Genomic DNA, 21998 nt, shown 5'->3' with positions numbered 1-21998 from the left:
CAGTTAACACTGCGGGCTTTTTTGTGTCTAAATTTTATTAATCTAAATAATATTTTTCCCTTGCTCTGGATCCCTTGACTGCTCTGCCTGTTCGCGTATTTCGTCGGTATCGCTGCTTACATCGTTAAGCGTTAAGGTTTGTTCATGTGTCTCAGACCTTACCTCAGTATTTGAATCTTGCTTGGGTATTGAGTTTATAAAATCTGTACTTGAACTAGTTAATAAAATCCGTTCTCGGGCATCATCCGGCATACTAATATTTTGTTCGGTAAACTCATTGACTAATTCACGCATTATTTGAGAGCTTACTTTTAGGGGGCTGTGCTGTTGCCCATTTACCCAAAAATATAAAATAAAGTTTATGGTTGATGAGCCTAAATTCTTTATAAGTACTTGTGCAGGGGGATCGCTTAATACCGCGGCTTGTTGATTTATTATATTTAGGGCTAGCGTTTGCGCGCTGCGTATGTCGTTATCGTAACCTATACCTATTTCTACTTTACCGCGCATTTTTGGGTTGGCAGTTAAATTTTTTATGGTGTTTTTATACACTGTAGCATTAGGAATTTGAATGTGGTTTCCATCGTAGTCAACAAGCGTTGTTGCGCGGGCTGTTACTTTTTTGATAACGCCTAAACGTCCATCTACTTCAATGACGTCGTCTATTTTAAACGGGCGCTGCACACTTAAAAGTAAGCTTGCGATAAAGTTCTCAGCAATGTCTCTAAAAGCAAAGCCTAATATTAAACCTATTAAACCGGTCCCGCTCATTATAGCTACCGCAAACTCAGTGAGCCCTGCTAAACGTAAAAATAGATACAGGCCTAATAAAATGATTAAAGTGCTAATACCGCGCCTTGCGACAAGTAACACTAGTTTACTATCGGTTACAAACGAGATCGGCTTTGTGAGCAGGCGTGAAAGAGGGCCTGCTGTAAAATAGCTAATAGTGAGCAAGAGTAAACCTAGTAAAAAGGTGGGTAATATTTGCGCTGTAGCGTGAACTAATTGCATGGTTTGGTCATAAAAAAATTGCCATGAAAATACATTTTCATCCATTACGGGGTTTAATGACGGTGTATTGGCAGCCAATTGTAGGTCTGATGCTATTGTAGGCATTGGGTTTCTTCCGTGTTTAGTTACTTTTACTGTAGCAGCAAGTTTAATACCAAACACCTTTTTTAAGTTGGCAGTTATTTTGCTTCATTAAAGTACTAACTATAGTGAGATTAAGTATGAAAAAGCCAAAAAGAGGTCAACATGCAGAGCAACCAGCTCATATTCCAATTAAAGGCTGGTGGGATATTGCAAAGCGTATTTTTGCGCGCATGAGTAAAGACAATTTATCTTTAGTGTCTGCAGGAGTGGCGTTTTATGCGCTACTTGCTATTTTTCCAGCCATTGCTGCTTTGGTTTCTATATACGCTTATTTTGCTTCACCTGTGGAGATCAGTGAGCATCTCAGGCAGTTTACATCCTTAATACCAAGTAGTTCACGTGAACTAATTTTATCGCAAATCTCAGATCTCACACAAAGCTCTCAAACACGTTTAACCTTAGGGGCGTTAGGCACATTATTACTCACTATTTGGAGTAGCTCTAAGGGAAGCCAAGCATTAATTACAGCCTGTAATATAAGTTATCATGAATACGAAAAGCGCTCTTTCTTGAGGGCGCAGCTTGTTCGTTTTATGTTTTCGGTAGGCGCTATTTTAGTCGCTATTTTTGCGCTGTTGATTATTGGTATTTTGCCCATAGTACTAAATTTAGTGGGCCTCAAGGACAGTATTGATTTGTTGATCAAGGTTGTGTCGTGGCCAATACTGGCACTTACGTTTAATTTTGCATTAGTGCTTTTATACCGTTATGCACCGCATAGAAAAGCCGCTAAATGGCGTTGGATAACGCTTGGCTCTGTTATTGCAACCGTATTTTGGATTGTGGCATCTATTGGCTTTTCATTTTATGTATCGCGTTTTTCAAGTTATAACGAAACTTATGGATCGCTGGGTGGGGTGGTGATCATGCTTATGTGGTTATATATAAGTGCGTATATTGTAACCTTAGGTGCCGTTATTAACGCAGAGACAGAGCAGCAAACGGCGAAAGACAGCACAATCGGGCCAGAGAAAGAACTAGGTGAACGCGGCGCTTATGTTGCTGATCATCTGGGTATCAAAAACGATTAATTAACCGCTATTCTGCAGCTATTATTACTGCAAGTTGCTCTTTAAATTCTTGTGCTGCAGGGCCCAATCTATCTGCGTCGTTACACATTAAATATAAGTTAAGAGGACGCGTAGTGCCTTGTTCAAGATTAAGCACTTTGAGGGTATGATCATTAATGAGGTGAGCGACTTGATTGAACGGAAGCCACGCGTAACCTAGGTTTTGGCTCACCATATCAATTGAATTGCGTAAATGGCTGACTGTCCAACGCATATCTGCGCCTAGCCACCCTTCGTCTTGGCTAGTGTGTGTTGCAGAGTCGCGCACTACAATTTGTCGATGTTGTTTTAAATCTCGAAAGCTTAATTGATCTTCGCGCTGGTTAAGTGGGTGATTTGTATGTGCGACGGCAATAAATTCAATGTCTGTTAATTTAATGCAACTAATACCATAAATAGGAACTGATGAAATAGCTAAATCAACAACTGCATTGTTGAGTAATTCGTTGGCACCGGTTAACACGCTTTCAATTAAATCTATTTTTAGCAATGGATAAAGCTCACTTGTTTTAGCAAGCGCTTGGTACAAAATAGGTTGAGGGAATACTTCATCAACTGCTATTTTTAATGTGCTTTCCACACCTTCACTTAGTGTATTTGCAACTGACTCTATTTTATTCGCTTCTTCAATTAAAAACTCTGCGCGGCGCAATATAAGTTTCCCACTTTCAGTTAAAAACGCTTTACGACCTTTAACCTCAAGTAATTTTATTTGCAAAGCCGCTTCTAATTTTTGAACTGCATGATGGACCGTTGACTGGCTTTTGAAAACTGCGGCGCTTGCACCTGCAAACCCGCCATGGTCCACTACGGCTTTAAACATTCGCCATTGATCTAATGTGGGTTTTGCCATTGAAATTCCTGTTAATGCTTTATTTGCCTACGTAACTTGACCGCTTAAAGCGATTATTTATTGCATAACAACAGTGGTTTAATTAAACCCAGGTTTGAGATAAGTTTATTATTCAGCAATCAGTTAACTTAGAAAGCATTACTCTTTTATTAGTGATTAGCGTCATAAAGTCATTTTTATTAAGCGGTTTAGAAAATAAATAGCCTTGTCCATAATCACAGCCAGCTTCAGTTAGTAGCTGGTACTGTAATGGTGTTTCAATGCCTTCTGCTATTACTTTTAAACCAAGCTGATGAGCCATTACAATAATCGCCTCGCAAAGCGAGAGCTCTTGGCTGTTGGCTTTAATATTATCAACAAAGCGTTTATCAATTTTTAAATAATCAGTGTCCATTTCCTGCAAGTAGGCCAGTGAAGAGTAGCCTGTACCAAAATCGTCAAGCGCCAATTGCATCCCCGATTTCACAATTTGTTTGAGGCGCTTTTGTGTAAGTTCCTCAGGGTTAACCATCAAGCCTTCCGTTATTTCTGCAACAATAGACGAGGGGGGAATTTTAGCGGCATCAAGCATGGCATACCAATCATCAATGCCACTATTAGCAGTAGATAGTTGTATAGGCGAGACGTTTATACTTATTTGAAAATCGTTATCTGTAATTTTTTTTATTTCGGTAAGCGTTTCTATTGCTTGCGAAAATACAAATTGCCCAATGGCATTAATTTGTCTTGTTTCTTCAGCAAGTGGAATAAACGCAACTGGGCTTATTAGCCCCTTTTGCGGGTGTTGCCAGCGTATTAAGCCTTCGGCCTTGTGTATATGTAAATCGTTAAGCGACACGATAGGCTGATAAAATAATTCAAACTGGTTATATTCTATTGCACAGCGCAAGTCTTTCAGTAAATGCATGCGAGCCTGTGCGTGCTCTCTCATATCCCGAGAGAAAAACTCAAAGCCATTTCGACCATTACTTTTTGCTTTATACATAGCCTGATCGGCTGCTTTTAGTAATTGCTCAGTATTTTCACCATCATCAGGTGCACAGGCAATACCCATACTGGCACTTATAAACACTTCTTCATTATCTATATGTAATGCAGACGATAAGCTTTGCAAAATATTACTAGCAATCTGGTTGATATGGCGGGTACTTTTAACCTGATTAAATACAATAACAAATTCATCGCCGCCAATACGCGCAACAAATTCGGCATTTTTAGCTGAATTAACAATACGCTGTGACACTAGCTTTAATAAGTTGTCTCCGTAGTGGTGGCCTAAAGTGTCATTGATATCTTTAAAGTGATCAATATCTAAAAGCATGACCACAAAGGTTTCATTTTCATTCTTAGAATTAGAAAACTGTTTATTAAGTCTTTTTTTAAGCTCTAATCGATTTGGCAAATCGGTTAAATGATCGAAATGAGCTTGCCGCCAAATTGTTTTATTTGCTTGGATTTTTTCAGTTAAATCAGTAAAAATAGCGATTCGACGGGCGGGGTTATTATTTTCATCGTAAACCGTGTCTATGTTTAACCATTCAGTGAACAGCACTCCATCTTTTTTACGATTTATAATTTCACCTTGCCAACGGCCTGTCGCATTTATTGATGCCCAAATCTTTTCATAAAACTCTTTTGAGTGCTCCCCTGATGAAAGTATGCGGGTAGAGTGGCCAATCACTTCATCTTTCGAATATTGTGTTGTTTCACAAAAAGCAGGGTTTACATCAAAAATAATACCGTTGGCATCTGTAATTGCCATACTTTCACTACTATTGCCGTAAACAAGAGATGCTAAGTGAAGCGAGTCTTCATTTACTTTTCGTTGGCTGATATCACGTAGCACAAGTATTAACTCATCGTTCTTTTCAAGATGATTGATATGAGCTTCAAAGTAATGAGTGGTTATGCCTGTACTTATTTTAAAATCAAATGTGATGACGTCTTTGCGAGTAGATGCTTCATTTAAAATTTGTTTAGCGATATCGGTTGGTAAAATATCTAATAATTTTTTCGGTGATTTATTGTTAGCTGAAAATAGCGGGATAATAGTGCCACTAATATTAAGTACTTTACCTAGGTTATTTAACCTAAGGTACATATCGGGCAGAGCATTTAATAACCCCGTTAGTTCGTCATGTTTATTTTTTAAATCGGCTTCTGTTTGCAAACGAGTCTCAGCCATTACTTCAAAGCGTGAATATAAAGCGGACAGCTCGGGACTATTAGGCTTAATTTTTTTAGTTGGCATATTGCCTTGTGCTAATAGGTCGGTTGCTTGGGCAAGTTCTTCAATGGGGTAAAAAATACTTTTCCTGATAATACGATGCCCAATAAAAGCAATAGTTAAAATAGCGCTAAAAAATAAAATAATAGTTTCTAAAAAGTGTGTATTTGCGCGAGCAATATACTTATCAGTGGGTGATGTAATGTAAATTTCTAAATTATTGTTATTAATATCGTTATAAATAGTCGCGCGATGAAAAATTTGATTTACATTGTTTGCGTCTTTAAACATAGCAAGTGAGTTATCGCCATGTAAAAAGTGTTTGTTGTTTATTTTTTCCCCCAAAGGGAGCAATGAATTCGGGTAACTTGCCAGCACAAGGCCATTAGAATCAGCAATAACAGCCTTAGAACCGTTTGGAAACTCGGCTTTGTTCAAGGCTGTATTCCACCAGTTAAGCGCAATAACTGTAACAACAACCCCCTTCAATTGCCCTCGCTCACTAATAATAGGGGAAGCAAAGTTAACACTGGGTGCTTGAATGCTTCGATCGTATTGAAAATATCCAATTGAAAAGCTTTTATTTGCTATGGCATTTTTAAAGTATTGCCTATCACTAATAGAAACATTTTTTACTATGCCATTGGTTACACACATTAAGTTTCCTTTAACATCTACCACACCAATGTTGGCAACATTATTATAGAGAGTGTGTGTTTGGTGAAAATACTCAGGGCAGGTTGAAGGGAGGTTTGTGTCGTCAGCAATCGTGTTTGCTAGAAATTGAGTGAGCTGCTCAGTTTCGCTAATCATTGCGGTTTGCTGGTGGGTTAAGTGTTTTGCAATATTAACGACTCTCTCCTGGCTTTTTTCTATTGCAGCCTCACGCTCAGCCCATAGAGCTAAAAATGTCACAACGATGCCCGGAATACTGATAACAATAAGTAGTCGATAAAGTTGGCTTTTGAGAGATGAAGTTAAGATACCCTGTCCCTTTTTTGAGTAAATTTAGTGGTGATTGTAGTCAATAAATTATAAAAAAACCATATTTTATAAGTTGTTATAAAAAAATATTTCACCATTAAAACATTCTATATAAACGAACGATTAGCTCGATATAAAGACATGGTTGTTTTGTTTTTTCAGTGCTTTAATGAGTATAGATAATATTTCATATAGTGATTTAAAAAATGAATATAGCAAAAATATTAACGTCTTATGCAACACAAGATGGCGATGGTGTCAGTATAAGTCGTATACCTGGATTCGATGGTAAATACCTTGACCCGTTTTTAATGATCGATGAGCTTAAGTCAGATAACGAAGCTGATTACATGGGTGGTTTTCCTGCACACCCGCACCGAGGTATGGAAACGTTTACTTATATCATTAAAGGTGGATTTGAGCATCAAGATCAAATGGGTAATAAAAAAGCGATCAGAGCAGGCGATGTGCAATGGATGAGCACAGGCAAAGGGGTGATCCATAGTGAAATGCCTTTAGCTGATGCCAAAGATGGACTTCATGGTTTTCAAATTTGGATCAATATGCCAAGCACAGAAAAAATGCGCGATCCGATTTACCAAGACACAACGCAACATCCGGCTCCAACGTTTAAAAATAAAAGTGGCGTAACACTGACTGCCCTTGCTGGTTCATGGCAATTTGAAGCTGTCGAATTAACATCAAGTATTCAAAAGCTTTCAGCAAATGCCGCTTTAGCTGATGTAACTTTACCTGACGGTCAGCTGTTAAAGCTAGCCCCGTTAAAACAGCAAAATGTGATGCTTTACGTACATTCTGGGTCGCTTATTACGAAAGATAATCAAACACTCAAGGCGGGTAAGTTACTAATTTTAGAACCTGGTAGTGATATTGAGATAGCAACGCAACATGGCGCAGGTGTATTAATTTTAGCGGGTGATCCGCTTAAGCAACCCATTGCACATATGGGGCCATTTGTTATGACTACACAGGCCGAAATACATCAAGCCATTCGTGATTATCAAAATGGTGAATTTGGCACACTTATTTAATTTTTGAGGAGCAAATAATGGGATTACTCGTTAATGGTCAATGGCAAGATAAATGGTATGACACAGATTCAAGCGACGGAAAGTTTGAGCGAGAGGCTGCGCAATTACGAAATTGGATCACGCCTGACGGTAGCGCAGGAAAAACGGGTGAAGGGGGATTTAAAGCTGAGGCTGGGCGTTATCATTTATATGTTTCGCTAGCGTGTCCTTGGGCACACCGCACGCTTATTTTTCGAACTTTAAAAAAACTTGATGAGCTTATATCTGTATCGGTTGTAAGCCCCGATATGTTAGCTAATGGCTGGGAGTTTGATCAAAATAACTACAGTACCGGAGATGCTTTGTTTGCCAGTGATTACTTACATCAAGTTTACACTAAAAATAATTCTAGTTACTCAGGGCGAGTAACCGTTCCTGTATTGTGGGACAAAAAACAAAACAAGATAGTGAGTAATGAATCTGCCGATATAATACGTATGTTTAATAGTGCATTTAACGAAATAACAGGTAACAAAGACGATTACTACCCTGAATCGCTTCGCAGTGAAATAGATGAACTAAATGCATTAGTCTATCCAAATATTAATAACGGTGTATATCGAGCTGGATTTGCAACAGCAAAACACGCTTACGAGCAGGCATTTGATGATGTGTTTAATGCACTCGACAACGTTGAAAAAATATTGAGTAAAAAACGCTACCTTGTGGGCGACAAAATAACGGAAGCAGATTGGCGTTTATTTACAACGTTAATAAGGTTTGATTGTGTATACGTAGGGCATTTTAAATGCAACTTGCGCACAATTGAGAGTTACCCTTCGTTAAGCGGGTACCTAAGGGATTTATACCAAGTTGAGGGGGTTGCAAATACGGTTGATTTTTATCATATCAAACGACATTACTATTTTAGCCACACTATGATCAATCCAACCCAAATTGTACCAAAAGGGCCCAAAATTGATTATTTACAGGCGCATGGTAGAGGTTAATTAACCAATTAACCTAAGCAGCCAGCCGTATTTTCTTATAAGGCTGGTTTCGCTTTTGCCTGACTGAACGGCGACGCCAGCTATAAATGCGCTGCTTAAGCCCACTTTGCTGGCAGCAAAACGCTTTAATCGATATATAAAAGCGGCTTGATGTTGTCGTTTTAGCTCGCTTTGTAAGTCCATCTGTTTAGTCAGCGCTTTTACACACTCATCGGGGTTTTTAATTAATATATCAACTAACATATTAATATCCTTATAAGTTTAATAATTGCTTAATGCTTCGAATTGTTTTGCTAAACCCTATTTTGTTGCTTAAATAAACGGTGCTTTTCCATAACCAAATCAAACACGCCACTTGCAGAAATGTCGCGGTTGCAATGCTAAGCCATACAGAACCAAATAAGTCATATATTCCATAGCCAATCGCGCCAAGCACTCCCGCCCACAACAAAACCAAACCACTGGCAAAACAGCCTAAAAATATAGAGGTCAGTGCAAGCGATCTTAACGATAAGCGCCACTCAGCTTTCGCAAGTTGGTGGGTGATCTTTCCTTGAGTATGATAATCATCCTTGAGCTGTTTTGAATACGTTAAAAGTTTTGCGATGTGATCTTGCCAATCATCCTTTTGATACTGTTGATCAGTAGTTTGGTTTTGCGCTGTACCGTCCTTGGTTGTGCTTGAGTGGAAATCTTCCATCAGATTTTACTTACGACGAAACAGTGAAGTAATTAACATACCCGCTGCAAACGCAATACCTGCAGTTGCTAGGGGGTTTTCAGATGCAAAAGCACGTGTTTTAGCTGTGCACTCACTCAGTTTTTCGCGGGCAATTAACTGCTTTTCACTCAGTGCTTCAGCTGAACTTGATGCACCTTTCCTTACACTACTTTCAGCTGTTGCTGCTTTTGTAGAAAGTGCATCAACAGCATCATGAGCAGCTGATGTTGCTTTTTCTGTCAGTGGGGCATCGGTCGTTTGTGCCTTAGTGTCAGACTTAATATCTGTAGTCGTATTTTGCTTATTTGTTGCAGTAGCCATAATCAATCCTTAATGAGTAAAAGTATTTAAGTAGTGTATTGATAGAAGCAACAATCAAACCACACTATGTAATTTTCTTAATTCATTGATTTTAAGTACTATTTTGTTTTTTAGTGAACCACTTTAAATATATAATAAAAACGAAGCAGTAACTCTTACCACCAACCTAAGTAAATATTACAAAGTGGGTAAAACCCACTAAAAAATTGTAATTATTCATTGTTTATTCAGTAATCAAACCATGTAAACAAAAGGTTATTAAAGTAGATAAAAATATTTTTTTGTTTGTATCTCCACTTTTTCCCACGTAATTCAACCGCTTCGCCTGAACCCTTATTTTTTCTAGCTTAGAGACTCGTTAAAGGAGGTCAGCTTACTTGACAAAAAGGCTTGTCAAGCCCTAAACTGGAGCACTGTGGTAAAAAGTGGTTTTTAGTGGATCAAACTGGATCAGCATAGTTCATAGCTGATTAAAATAATTTAAAGCAGGCTAATTATGTTCCGTGGCGCGAGTTCACTGAGTTTGGATGATAAAGGACGTTTTGCGGTGCCGACCAAGTACCGAGAATCTCTGCTATCTGAAGATCAGGGTACAGTGATTTGCACCGTCGCGTTAAATGAGCCGTGCTTATGGTTGTATCCATTGGCTGAATGGCAAGAAATAGAAAGTCGTTTAGCTAAAATTTCCAACATGAATCCACGTGCCCGTCGAATGCAACGCATGTTGCTAGGCAATGCGACAGAGTATCAACTTGATAAAAATGGTCGAATTTTGTTAGCGCCGTCGTTGCGTGCGCATGCAGACCTTGGCAAAAAGATAATGCTAGTAGGGTTAATGAATAAATTTGAAATTTGGGATGAAGCGCGTTGGAACGAACAGATGCGCCAAGACACTGAGCTTGAAAGGCTAGGTGATTTTGAGCCTAATTCAGATTTAGATAACTTTACACTCTAACGGCACAAAAAAAAGGCAAACAATAGCTAATGACAGCGCAATTTGAACACGTATCCGTTTTGATGGACGAAACCATTGATGCCCTAGCAATTAAGCCAGACGGCATTTACATGGATGGCACATTTGGACGAGGCGGTCATTCAGGTCAAATACTTGCACGTTTAGGCGATGCAGGACGCTTACAAGCGATAGACCAAGATCCACAAGCTATAAAGTCGGCTGAAAAATTTGCTGATGATGGCCGTTTTGCTATTGCACACACTCGATTTTCAAAACTATACGATGTAGCAGAGCAAAACGATCTTATTGGTAAAGTGGATGGCATTTTATTAGATATTGGCGTGTCATCTCCACAGCTTGATGACGCTGAGCGTGGTTTTAGCTTTATGAAAGATGGCCCACTTGATATGCGTATGGATCCAACAAGTGGCCGAAGTGCTGCTCAGTGGTTAGCAGAGGCTGAGTTAGACGATATTACCCACGTGATTAAAAAGTTGGGTGAAGAAAAGTTCGGTAAGCGTATTGCACATAAAATTTTAGAAACGAGAGAGCACACACCCATTACTACCACTAAGCAGCTTGCAGATTTAGTTGATGAAGCTGTACCGGTAAAAGATAAGTTTAAGCATCCTGCAACACGCACTTTTCAGGCTATTCGTATTTATATAAACAGTGAACTTGAAGAGATTCAAACAGCATTACAGTCTGCCGTTAAAGTGCTTAAACCAGGTGGTCGCTTAGTGGTTATTTCGTTTCACTCGCTAGAGGATCGCATAGTAAAACAATTTATTCGAAAACAGAGTAAGGGAGAAGCATTACCCAGAGGTCTGCCTTTAACCGACGCACAAATAAATCAAAATCTGACGTTAAAAGCAGTGGGTAAAGCTATTAAACCAAGTGTTGAAGAAGTTGCACGTAATCCGCGTTCGCGAAGCTCTGTACTTAGGATTGCTCAGAGGTTGGGATGAATACAAAAGCAAATCATCGTCAACCTCCCAATTTATTTTTCGAAATAATTAAAGGCCTGGGTGCTAATAAGCTGACCTTGGCCTTGTTGGTTACGATATTTGTTTCTGGTTTTAGCGTAGTGCAAGTTACGCATTTAGCGCGCGGGCAATTAATTGAACAAGATATGTTACTGCAAGAGCGTGATGAACTTGATTTAGAGTGGCGATACTTACTAGTTGAGGAGGAGTTTTACTCTCAACATGCGCGTATCGAAGAAGTAGCAACCTCGCAACTAAAAATGAAAAGACCGACAAGTCAGGATGAACAGGTAATTATATTAAAATGAGAAATCGAGGCAAAAAACCAGTTAACAACTTAATTACATGGCGCTTTATGCTCGTGTGCTCGGTTGTACTTTTGGTGTTTGTAACGCTCGTATCTCGTGCTGCTTATTTACAAGTAATTGAACCTGATAAAGCACGTTCAGAAAGTGATAAACGCACAGTACGTGTTGAAAAACTACACGTACAACGCGGAATGATTTTTGACCGCAATGGCAAAGAACTCGCGGTAAGTGTACCTGTTGTGAGTGTATATGCTGACCCTAAAGCGTTGCATAAATCGCTTGTATCTAAAGTTGTTAGACAAGCGCGTAAAAATGGCGAGGATAAACAAGCACTGTTAGATAATGCGGTAGAGCTAAACAAGCGCACCGCGCAGTATTACAAAAACGATTTACGTTGGCGCGAACTAGCTGATGTATTACGTATTGACCAGAAAAAAATTAACGCCCGCCTTTTAAATGATCCAAGTCGTCGCTTTGTTTATCTAAAGCGACAGGTAACCCCTGCAGTTGCTGATTATATTGGCAGCTTACGTCTTCCTGGTATTCATTTATTGGATGAGTCTAAACGTTATTATCCGGCCGGCGAAGTAACTGCGCATATTATTGGTTTTACCAACATCGATGGTAAAGGAATTGAAGGCATTGAAAAGCTCTACGAAAACGCTTTAACTGGTGAAGAAGGTCGTCGCACAATTAGAAAAGATGCTCAAGGCCGTGAAGTACAAGTGCTAGATGAGCGTGAACGTGTAGAGCCCGAAAGCATTCAACTAAGTATCGATCAACGTATTCAGGCAATTGCTTATAAAGCCGTAAAGTCAGCGGTTTTATCTTATAAGGCTACATCGGGTTCAGCCATGGTGGTTGATGTTAAAACCGGTGAAGTACTGGCCATGGTTAATAGTCCATCTTTTAATCCAAATAACTTAACCGATGCAGCTCCACATAAACGCAGAAATCGCGCTATTACTGATTTGTTCGAACCGGGTTCAACCGTTAAGCCACTGGCCATTTTAGCTGGGCTAGACTACGGCGCAATTCAAGCCGATGAACAAATAGACACCTACCCAGGTTGGATGCGTTTAGGCGGAAGTTTAGTCCAAGATACGCGTAACCATGGTGAAATGTCACTGCGAGAAATACTAAAATATTCGTCAAATATGGGGGTGACTAAAGTCACTCAGCTGGTACCAAAAGACTACCTGGTAGGTTTATTCCAAAAGGTTGGGTTCGGATCTGATTCAGGCACCGGTATGGTTGGTGAAAGCAGTGGTTTATTTTACCCAAACCGTCGTTGGTCTGATCACGAAATTGCTGCATTGTCATTTGGTTACAATATTGCTGTTAGTACTGCGCAAATGGCTCGCTTTTATGCCATGTTAGGTGCCGGAGGGGTCAATAGGCCACTCACTGTGTTAAAGCAAGATTCCGTCCCTGAAGGGGATCGTGTGTTTCAACAGCAAGATGTTGAAGCGGTAGTACACATGATGGAAAGCGTATTTGAAAGTGGCGGAACAGCACACAACGTTAAAGTTGATGGTTATCGTGCTGCAGGTAAAACGGGAACTTCTAAAAAAGCCGCAGTAGGTGGCTACGGTGATGAATATGTTGGTTATTTTGCGGGCGTGGCGCCAGCAAGTAATCCGCGTTTAGCTGTGGTAGTAATGATCAATGAACCTGGCGGTGATGTGTACTATGGAGGTGCCACTGCAGGCCCTGCATTTGCAGAAATCGTTTCTAACGCATTAAGAATATTAAACGTCGCACCCGACAAGGAAGAAGTTGCGTTCGTAAAAGGCAAAAAGAATGATGCGTGATTTAAAAACCATTTTAAAATATATCGAAATAGATGCACCCTCGCAGTTAGTTAATCATTTGCGATTGGATAGCCGAGACGTCAACCCAGGCGATGTATTTGTAGCAATAAAAGGCCATGAGTTAGATGGCGGGCAGTTTATAGCTAAAGCAATTGAAAATGGTGCAGTGGCAGTTATTGCTGATAGACTTTGCGAGTTCGAAGTTGAATTTGACCCGCTTTACTTAGTGTCTGAGCTTGATAAAAAACTGGCTGAACTTGCAAGTCGATTTTACAACCAGCCTAGCCATAGTCTTGATTTAATTGGAGTAACTGGTACAAACGGTAAATCGACCACCACGGCTATGATTGCTCACCTAGCGCAGTACTGTAATACGCAGTCAGCAATTATTGGTACGCTAGGTTTCGGTCATCCAGAGAATTTAACGCCGCTGATAAACACCACGCCTTCGGCAGTCGATTTACAACACATCTTAAGTGACTTACATCAAGCGGATAAAAAATTGGTGGCAATGGAGGTATCGTCGCATGGTCTCGTGCAGCATCGTGTAGAACGGTGTCTGTTTAAAGCCGCTGTGTTTACTAACCTTTCTCGCGATCACTTAGATTACCATGGCGATATGGCAAGTTATGGTGATGCAAAGCTCATGCTATTTCGCGATTTTGATCCACAGCTTGTCGTACTAAATCAAGACGACAACCAAGCAGAGCAGTGGCTTGAAAAATACGATTTTAATCATTTAATTTGCTACGGACGAAAAAATTTAGCACCTAAAAATGCACAGTATGTGTACTTTTCAGATGTTGATTATTCGGCTGAAGGTATTTCGGCGCAATTATCTACAAGCTGGGGTGATATTAAGGTAAAATCGCCGCTGTTTGGTGAATTTAATCTTTATAACCTAACGGCTGCTTTAGCAACATTACTTGGTTTGGGTTATCCACTAAAACAGCTTATTGCAGGTTGCTTACAACTTCAACCTGTAGCAGGAAGAATGCAGGCATTTAGTGCTGTGGGTAAACCAACCTGTGTAGTGGATTATGCGCATACGCCAGAAGCACTTGCTTTGGCACTACAAGCGTTGCAAAAACATGTACCTGGTGGTGTTAGCTGCGTGTTTGGTTGTGGTGGTGATAGAGATAAAGGCAAGCGAGCTTTGATGGCACAAGCTGCTGAAAAAAATGCTAACAAAGTTATTATCACCAGTGATAATCCTCGCTCAGAAGAGCCTAATGCAATAATTGCAGATGTGTTGGCTGGTTTAGAGCATCCTCAAAAGGCCCATTCAGACGCCGATAGAGCACGTGCAATAAGCTATGCAATTAATAATGCGCCCTCGGATGAGGTGGTTTTAATTGCCGGTAAAGGCCATGAAAATTATCAAATTATAGGCAATGAACGTATCGACTTTTGCGATCGTCAATTTGTACAAAAACAACTAATAAAAACAGGTAGAGGGACTCAAACATGATCCCGATGGATTTTGATTGGTTAGCCAATGTGCTAACAACTGATTATCAAGGTGATAATCAGCAAGTGCTTAACATAAATACAGATACTCGCACAGTATGCGAAGGTGACGTGTTTTTAGCACTGAAAGGGCCAAATTTTGATGGTCACAAATTTATCACTGAAGCAAAACAAAAAGGCGCTATAGGCGTTATCGTCGATCATAAAGTCGATGTTGATATTGCCCAGTTTGTAGTGAAAGACACACGTATTGCATTAGGAGTTATTGGCACCGCTGTTATGGCCCAAGTGGCACCTAAAACAATCGCTATTACCGGCAGTGTAGGTAAAACCACTGTAAAAGAAATGTGCGCGGCTATTTTATCTGTACATGGCGATGTGCTGGCAACAAAAGGTAATTTTAATAACGATATTGGCGTACCTCTAACGTTATTGCGTTTAGAGCCGCAGCACCGTTTTGCTGTAATAGAGCTTGGTGCAAATCATTTAGGTGAAATTGCATACACAACGGCAATGGCAAAGCCAGACGTAGCGGTAGTGTGTAACGTAGCACCAGCACATTTAGAAGGCTTTGGTAGCTTAATGGGGGTGGCCAAGGCAAAAGGCGAAATTTTTGATGGCCTAAAAGAAGATGGCGTAGCCATAATTAATTGCGATAGTGAGTTTAGTCAATATTGGCTAGATAAGCTTGAAGGACGAAATATAAAGCGTTTTTCAACGTCTGAAAAACTTGATATTTGGGCTGAAGATATAAGCTTGGATGCCAATGCACGTGCAAGCTTTACCTTGTGTACAAAACAAAAAAAGGTACCTGTTACCCTAGCACTACCGGGCAAACATAATATTGGTAATGCGCTTATTGCTGCTGCGCTGACAAGCGAGCTTGATGTAACTTTAGAAGATATTGCCAGCGCTTTGGCGACAATGGGCGATGTAAAAGGACGTGTTAACTTAATAGAAGTGTCTGATCTGCTCACCGTGGTTGATGATACCTACAATGCTAATGTTAAATCGGTTAAGGCTGCCATTGACTTACTGAGTGATATGCAAGGTCACCGTATTTTAGCGTTGGGCGATATGGGAGAGCTTGGCGAAGATGCACGTAAATACCATCAAGAAGTGGGTGAATATGCGCTTCAAAAAGGCATTGATGAGTTATTTACTTTAGGTGTGTTGAGTAAGTGTGCCAGCGATGTGTTTGAGCTGCCTAATCGTCACTTTTCAAACCGCGATCAGATGCAACAACAAATTCAAGCCACAATTAATCACGTAAATAAAAAAACAACCATCGTCGTGAAGGGATCACGCAGTTCTCGCATGGAATTATTAGTAACCGATTTAGTAAATGGCCAGCAACAAGCCATCAATGGAGTATCATAATGTTAGTTTGGCTGGCTGAGTATTTAACACAGTATTATAGTGGTTTTAATGTTTTTTCGTATTTAACACTGCGCGCTATTTTGGGTATTTTAACTGCGTTGGTTATGTCGCTTTATTTGGGGCCAAAGTTAATTCGTGGTTTGCAAAAAATGCAAATAGGGCAAACCGTGCGTGACGATGGTCCGCAATCGCACTTATCTAAATCGGGTACGCCTACAATGGGTGGCTTACTTATTTTAGCGGCAATTTTTACCAGTACATTATTATGGGCAGATCTCTCTAATAAGTATGTGTGGGCAACATTATTTGTAATTGGTTCTTTAGGTGTTGTGGGCTTTATTGATGACTACCGTAAAGTTATTCGTAAAGATCCCAAAGGACTAATAGCTAAATGGAAGTACTTTTGGCAGTCAGTAATTGCATTAGTGGTTGCAACTGCATTGTACTTTACAAGTACACACGCTGTTGAAACCTCATTAGTTGTTCCGTTTTTTAAAGATGTGTTGCCACAGTTAGGCTTGTTTTACATTGTTATTACTTATTTTGCATTGGTGGGAACATCAAATGCTGTAAACCTGACCGATGGCTTAGATGGTCTTGCCATTGTGCCTACAATTTTAGTGGCTGCGGCACTTGCCATTATTGCTTATTTAACAGGTAATATTAATTTTTCTGCTTATTTACATATTCCTCATTTGCCATTAGCCAGTGAGCTTGTGGTTGTATGTACTGCCATTGTTGGTGCAGGCCTTGGTTTTTTATGGTTTAACACCTACCCGGCGCAAGTATTTATGGGCGATGTAGGCTCATTAGCGTTAGGGGGCGCATTGGGTATTATTGCGGTGTTGGTCCGTCAAGAACTGCTACTTATTATCATGGGTGGGGTATTTGTAATGGAGGCGCTGTCGGTAATTTTACAAGTGGGCTCGTATAAGTTGCGCGGCCAACGAATTTTTAGAATGGCACCTATTCATCACCATTATGAATTAAAAGGTTGGCCTGAGCCACGCGTTATTGTCCGTTTTTGGATTATATCTATTGTGCTTGTTCTTGCTGGCCTTGCGACATTAAAGATAAGATAAATGCAGTATTTAAACGAGATAAAAAATAAACAAATAACAGTGCTCGGACTCGGTGTAACCGGTCTGGGCATTGTGCGTTTTTTACTATCTCATGGTTTGTCACCAAAGGTTGTCGACAGCCGGGCAAATCCACCAGGGATTGAATGGCTAAGTAATCATGCGCCTAGTTTAAACACACATTTTGGTAATTTAGATACCGCAGATCTTAATTGCAGCGATATGATTATTATCAGCCCCGGGCTTAGCCTTAAAACTCCAGCTATTGCGAGTGCTATTAATTCGGGTGTTGAAGTAATAGGTGATGTTGAGCTATTTGCGCGCATTAATACTAAGCCTGTCGTGGCAGTTACTGGCTCAAATGGCAAATCAACAGTGGTCACACTGGCGTACGAAGTGTTAAAAACTGCTGGCTTTAATGTGGCACTAGGCGGGAACATTGGTACCGCAGTGCTTGATTTATTGAGTGATGACTTTGATATATATGTTCTTGAACTTTCGAGCTTTCAATTAGATACCACAACAAGCTTAGAGTCGGTGAGTGCTACCGTATTAAATGTATCTGAAGATCATTTAGATCGTTACGACAGCTACCAAGCTTATATCGATTCAAAGCTGACTATTTACAACGGTGCCGAGTGCATTGTTGTAAATGAAGATGACAAACAAACACACCCCGTAAGTACTTACTCAGCGCCTAAGATAAGTTTTGGTGCATCGCAAGGTGAATACCACTTAGCAGAGCACAATGGCAGTACTTACTTTGCAGCTAAAGATGACATGCTTTTACCTGTAAATTCGCTAGCTGTTATGGGGAAACACAATTATTTAAACACGCTTGCGGTTATGGCGTTACTAAGCCCTTTTAATATTAGTAATGAGGTGTATAAAAAAGCACTTGGCCACTTTAATGGTTTAGCTCACCGCTGCCAATTTGTTGCACAGTTAGGTGGCGTTAAATATTTTAACGATTCAAAGGCAACTAATGTAGGCGCCACTATTGCAGCCATAGATAGCCTATCAACAGGCATTGAAGATCTCATTGTTATAGCAGGTGGCGATGCTAAAGGCGCTGATTTAAACCCACTTAAGCCTTACTTAAAAAAACACGTAAAAGCGCTAATTTGCTTTGGTAAAGATGCAAAAGATTTAATGGCACTAACCAGTAAAAGTCACTTAACACAGAATATGAGTGAGGCGGTTACTTTAGCAAAGCAGTTTAGTTTGCCAGGTAATGTCGTTTTACTCGCCCCTGCGTGTGCAAGTATTGATATGTACAACAACTATATGCAACGTGGCGATGACTTTGTTGCGTGTGTTTTGGCAGAGCAAGTATGACTGCCTTTGCGCAAATAAAAGAGGCGTTAATACCTAAGCCATCGGCGCAGCTTTACGATGTGCCTTTGCTTTATTCAATGCTAATGCTAATTGGCGTTGGCTTTATTATGGTGATGAGTGCGTCTATGCCAACGGCAGAACGCCTTTTTGATAACTCACATCATATTGCTATTCGTCACGGGATGTTTTTGGCCGTTGCGTTTGTGCTTTTTTGGATTGCTGTATGTGTGCCAATGGACTGGTGGAAGCGATCCAATGCCTATTTATTGATATTGGGCATGGTATTGCTCATTGCTGTATTAATTATTGGTCGCGAGGTTAATGGTGCCAAACGGTGGATCCCCATAGGGCCCATTGGTTTTCAAGTGGCAGAGGCTGCAAAGCTGTACTTTTTTAGTTACATAGCGGGTTACTTGGTTCGAAAGCGTGAAGAAGTACAAGAAAACATAAAAGGCTTTGCAAAGCCGATCGCGGTGTTTGCCGTGTATGCATTGCTTATTTTATTACAACCTGATTTAGGCACCGTGGTGGTTATGTTTGTAACCACTGTTGGTTTATTGTTTTTAGCTGGCGCTAAGTTATGGCAGTTTTTTGTACTTATCCTGACGGGAATTGGCTTAGTTGTTTTGTTGATTATTGTAGAGCCCTATCGTATGGCACGTGTTGTCGGTTTTTTAGATCCCTGGGACGATCCATTCGGAAAAGGGTACCAGCTTGTTCAATCGTTAATGGCATATAGTCAAGGTGGTTGGTTTGGCCAAGGGTTAGGTAATAGTGTACAAAAGTTGCAATATTTACCTGAAGCACATAATGATTTTATTTTTGCGGTTATTGGCGAAGAGCTTGGTTTAGTTGGCGTGGTAAGCATTTTAATGGTGCTCGCTACTTTAGTATTTAGAGCACTATTAATTGGCCAGCAAGCCTTAAAATGCGGCAAAGAGTACGAAGGCTATTTTGCTTTTGCAATTGGTATTTGGTTTGCGTTTCAAACCATGGTTAATGTGGGCGCTAGTGCGGGAATTTTACCGACTAAAGGCCTTACGTTACCGTTTATTTCTTATGGTGGTTCTAGTTTGATGATTATGACCATAGCAACTGGAATATTATTACGCGTTGATTTTGAAACTAAAATGGCAACTAAACAAGCGACCTCAGGTGGAGGTAAACGATGAGTAAAAAGTGTGTTGTAGTCGCTGGTGGTACTGGCGGGCATATATTTCCGGGTATTGCAGTTGCTGATTATTTAAAAGAACAAGGCTGGCAGGTTACTTGGATTGGCACACCCGATAGAATGGAAGCAAGCGTTGTTCCTAAACACAATATAAATATTGATTTTATTAATGTAAAAGGTGTTCGCGGGAACGGATTAAAACGCCTCATTAAAGCACCATTCATGGTAATTAATGCAATATTGCAAGCGCGTAAAGTATTGAAACATCAATGTCCGGATGTCGTTTTAGCTATGGGAGGCTACGTCACTGGCCCAACAGGCATTGCTGCAAAAAGTTTGGGTATTCCGTTGGTTATTCATGAGCAGAATGCGGTTGCGGGTATGAGTAATAAATGGCTTTCACGATTTGCAAATCGTGTTTTGGCTGCATTCCCAAGTGCATTTGACTCGGGTAAAGCCGAACTTGTTGGCAACCCAGTGCGTCAAAGTGTAATTGATATACCAACGCGTGATGTTTCAAGCCCTATCAATATGTTGGTTGTAGGGGGATCGTTAGGGGCTCAAGTACTTAATCAAACGCTACCCGCTGCATTTAAAGCCCTTAATAAAACCAGTGAAATAAAGGTATGGCACCAAACAGGTAAAGGGCATTTAAATGGTGTTGAGCAAGCATATAAAATACAAACTTTTTCAAGCGATAATGTAAAGGTTGCTGAATTTATTGATGATATGGATGCAGCGTATGCTTGGGCCGATATTGTTATTTGCCGAGCAGGTGCATTAACAGTAAGTGAAATTGCAGCAGCGGGAAAAATGGCTGTATTTGTGCCGTTTCCTCATGCAGTTGACGACCATCAAACGGCTAATGCCCACTATTTGGTGAAGGCTGAGGGGGCGTTAGTTATGCAGCAAAGCGTGTTTAATGAGCAATCGATTGTTGAGCTATTAACCCCTTATTTAGTAACCCCGAGTCTAATTAATAAAATGGCTAGTAATGCAAAAAAACAAGCCATTTTAGATGCCACAGCAAGCGTAGCCGCGCACTGTGAGCAAGTATCGAATAAGAGAGCGTAAGTGAAAGAAGCATTAGTACAAAACAAAAACATACGACCTGCAATGCGTCGAATAGAAACCATCCACTTTATTGGTATTGGTGGAGCGGGTATGGGCGGTATAGCAGAAGTGCTTGCTTTTGAAGGTTACCGTATTACAGGTTCAGATATTGCGCATAGTGCAATGACAGAACGCTTAATTAAGGCCGGTGCAGAAGTATTTATTGGTCACCACGAAAATAACGTAAAAGACGCCAATGTTGTTGTAGTTTCAAGTGCAATAGATGAAACAAACCCTGAAATAATTGCCGCAAAAGCCGCAAGGGTTCCCGTTGTACGTCGTGCTGAAATGCTTGCGGAATTAATGCGTTTTCGCCATGGTATTGCCATTGCTGGTACCCATGGTAAAACCACAACGACCAGTTTAATTGCCAGTATTTATGCGCAAGCAGGGCTTGATCCTACTTTTATTATTGGTGGCTTATTGAACAGTGCGGGTAGTAACGCAAAGGTGGGCAAAAGCGATTTTTTAATAGCAGAAGCAGATGAAAGTGACGCGTCGTTTTTACATTTACAACCCATGGTATCGGTGATCACTAATATTGAAGAAGATCACATGGATACCTATGGCGGCAGCCTCGAGAAAATGAAAGACACCTATGTGGATTTCATACATAACTTACCTTTTTATGGACTGGCTGTTGTGTGTATAGATTCTGAGGTGGCTGCCGAACTTATTCCTCGCTTTGGTCGTCCTATTATTACGTATGGCGAGTCGCCTAGTGCTGATTATCGTATGAGTGATTTTAGTCAATCAGCGAACACCTGTACGTTTACAGTGACCAATAAACAAGGTGAGTGCTTAACCGCAACGCTCAATATGCCAGGTAAACATAATGCGCTTAATGCAACTGCAGCGATTGCAGTAGCAAAAGATCAAAATATTGCTAATCATGCAATTTTAGAAGCCTTGCAAAAGTTTGAAGGGATTGGTCGTCGTTTTCAGCATTATGGTGAATTTGAGAACGAGCGCGGTAATGTAATGCTTGTTGATGATTACGGTCATCACC

At 40.3% G+C, this 21998-nt stretch carries 19 protein-coding genes and 1 pseudogene; 14 read left to right on the top strand and 6 right to left on the bottom strand.

Annotated features, from left to right (window positions below; translation table 11 throughout):
* Nucleotides 1-42: 42 nt before the first annotated feature.
* A complete protein-coding gene (locus ATS71_RS01565) occupies nt 43-1059 on the bottom strand; it encodes a mechanosensitive ion channel family protein (protein WP_442960118.1) in 1017 nt (338 codons plus the stop codon).
* Nucleotides 1060-1235: 176 nt separating this feature from the next.
* On the opposite strand from ATS71_RS01565, the gene ATS71_RS01560 reads away from it, so the two are divergent.
* A complete protein-coding gene (locus tag ATS71_RS01560; RefSeq protein ID WP_058403231.1) occupies nt 1236-2189 on the top strand; it encodes a YihY/virulence factor BrkB family protein in 954 nt (317 codons plus the stop codon).
* Between the two features lie 7 nt (nt 2190-2196).
* Here ATS71_RS01560 and ATS71_RS01555 read toward each other — a convergent pair whose 3' ends face one another.
* Both ATS71_RS01555 and ATS71_RS01550 read right to left on the bottom strand, forming a co-directional pair.
* The gene (locus tag ATS71_RS01555) at nt 2197-3081 is read right to left on the bottom strand and encodes a LysR family transcriptional regulator (RefSeq protein ID WP_058403230.1); all 885 of its coding nucleotides are present in this window, start codon (nt 3079-3081) and stop codon (nt 2197-2199) included.
* A 112-nt stretch (nt 3082-3193) separates the two neighbouring features.
* Nucleotides 3194-6223, bottom strand: a complete 3030-nt coding sequence (locus ATS71_RS01550) for a bifunctional diguanylate cyclase/phosphodiesterase (protein WP_082653576.1) — start codon at nt 6221-6223, stop codon at nt 3194-3196.
* Between the two features lie 275 nt (nt 6224-6498).
* Between ATS71_RS01550 and ATS71_RS01545 the strand changes: the two genes are divergently transcribed.
* A complete protein-coding gene (locus ATS71_RS01545; protein WP_058403228.1) occupies nt 6499-7344 on the top strand; it encodes a pirin family protein in 846 nt (281 codons plus the stop codon).
* A gap of 17 nt (nt 7345-7361) precedes the next feature.
* A complete protein-coding gene (locus ATS71_RS01540) occupies nt 7362-8333 on the top strand; it encodes a glutathione S-transferase family protein (protein WP_058403227.1) in 972 nt (323 codons plus the stop codon).
* On the opposite strand, the gene ATS71_RS01535 is transcribed toward ATS71_RS01540, so the two are convergent.
* The 3 genes from ATS71_RS01535 to ATS71_RS01525 are packed head-to-tail and all read right to left on the bottom strand — an operon-like array spanning nt 8334 to nt 9375.
* Nucleotides 8334-8576 carry a hypothetical protein gene (locus tag ATS71_RS01535; protein WP_058403226.1) on the bottom strand — a complete coding sequence of 81 codons (243 nt, stop codon included), beginning with the start codon at nt 8574-8576 and terminating at the stop codon, nt 8334-8336. It lies immediately after the preceding gene.
* Between the two features lie 10 nt (nt 8577-8586).
* A complete protein-coding gene (locus ATS71_RS01530; RefSeq protein ID WP_058403225.1) occupies nt 8587-9033 on the bottom strand; it encodes a hypothetical protein in 447 nt (148 codons plus the stop codon).
* Nucleotides 9034-9039: 6 nt separating this feature from the next.
* A complete protein-coding gene (locus ATS71_RS01525; RefSeq protein ID WP_058403224.1) occupies nt 9040-9375 on the bottom strand; it encodes a hypothetical protein in 336 nt (111 codons plus the stop codon).
* A gap of 496 nt (nt 9376-9871) precedes the next feature.
* Between ATS71_RS01525 and mraZ the strand changes: the two genes are divergently transcribed.
* The 11 genes and pseudogenes from mraZ to murC all read left to right on the top strand — a co-directional run.
* On the top strand, nt 9872-10330 hold the full coding sequence (gene mraZ, locus ATS71_RS01520; protein ID WP_006792136.1) for a division/cell wall cluster transcriptional repressor MraZ: 459 nt from the start codon (nt 9872-9874) through the stop codon (nt 10328-10330).
* Between the two features lie 29 nt (nt 10331-10359).
* Nucleotides 10360-11298: a 16S rRNA (cytosine(1402)-N(4))-methyltransferase RsmH gene (gene rsmH, locus ATS71_RS01515; RefSeq protein WP_058403223.1), complete on the top strand. Its 939-nt coding sequence runs from the start codon at nt 10360-10362 to the stop codon at nt 11296-11298.
* A complete protein-coding gene (ftsL, locus tag ATS71_RS01510; protein ID WP_058403222.1) occupies nt 11295-11624 on the top strand; it encodes a cell division protein FtsL in 330 nt (109 codons plus the stop codon). The genes rsmH and ftsL overlap by 4 nt, the downstream gene beginning before the upstream one ends.
* Complete coding sequence (locus tag ATS71_RS01505; protein ID WP_058403221.1) at nt 11621-13438, top strand: penicillin-binding transpeptidase domain-containing protein; 1818 nt, start codon at nt 11621-11623, stop codon at nt 13436-13438. The genes ftsL and ATS71_RS01505 overlap by 4 nt, the downstream gene beginning before the upstream one ends.
* The gene (murE, locus tag ATS71_RS01500; RefSeq protein WP_058403330.1) at nt 13431-14909 is read left to right on the top strand and encodes a UDP-N-acetylmuramoyl-L-alanyl-D-glutamate--2,6-diaminopimelate ligase; all 1479 of its coding nucleotides are present in this window, start codon (nt 13431-13433) and stop codon (nt 14907-14909) included. The genes ATS71_RS01505 and murE overlap by 8 nt, the downstream gene beginning before the upstream one ends.
* Nucleotides 14906-16288, top strand: coding sequence for a UDP-N-acetylmuramoyl-tripeptide--D-alanyl-D-alanine ligase (locus ATS71_RS01495; protein ID WP_058403220.1), 1383 nt, complete (start codon nt 14906-14908; stop codon nt 16286-16288). Before murE ends, ATS71_RS01495 begins: the two co-directional genes overlap by 4 nt.
* Nucleotides 16288-17370: a phospho-N-acetylmuramoyl-pentapeptide-transferase gene (mraY, locus tag ATS71_RS01490; protein ID WP_058403219.1), complete on the top strand. Its 1083-nt coding sequence runs from the start codon at nt 16288-16290 to the stop codon at nt 17368-17370. The genes ATS71_RS01495 and mraY overlap by 1 nt, the downstream gene beginning before the upstream one ends.
* Nucleotides 17371-18705 (top strand): UDP-N-acetylmuramoyl-L-alanine--D-glutamate ligase, encoded by a 1335-nt coding sequence (murD, locus tag ATS71_RS01485; RefSeq protein ID WP_058403218.1) that lies wholly within the window; start codon nt 17371-17373, stop codon nt 18703-18705.
* A complete protein-coding gene (gene ftsW, locus ATS71_RS01480; RefSeq protein WP_058403217.1) occupies nt 18702-19877 on the top strand; it encodes a cell division protein FtsW in 1176 nt (391 codons plus the stop codon). Before murD ends, ftsW begins: the two co-directional genes overlap by 4 nt.
* Nucleotides 19874-20950, top strand: coding sequence for an undecaprenyldiphospho-muramoylpentapeptide beta-N-acetylglucosaminyltransferase (gene murG / locus ATS71_RS01475; RefSeq protein WP_058403216.1), 1077 nt, complete (start codon nt 19874-19876; stop codon nt 20948-20950). Before ftsW ends, murG begins: the two co-directional genes overlap by 4 nt.
* Nucleotides 20951-21998 (top strand): annotated as a pseudogene (gene murC / locus ATS71_RS01470) (UDP-N-acetylmuramate--L-alanine ligase); the annotation flags it as partial.

Origin of the sequence: Pseudoalteromonas sp. H71 (genome assembly GCF_001468485.1) — a bacterium.
Lineage (GTDB): Bacteria > Pseudomonadota > Gammaproteobacteria > Enterobacterales > Alteromonadaceae > Pseudoalteromonas.
This window is presented reverse-complemented; position numbering and strand designations above follow the sequence as displayed.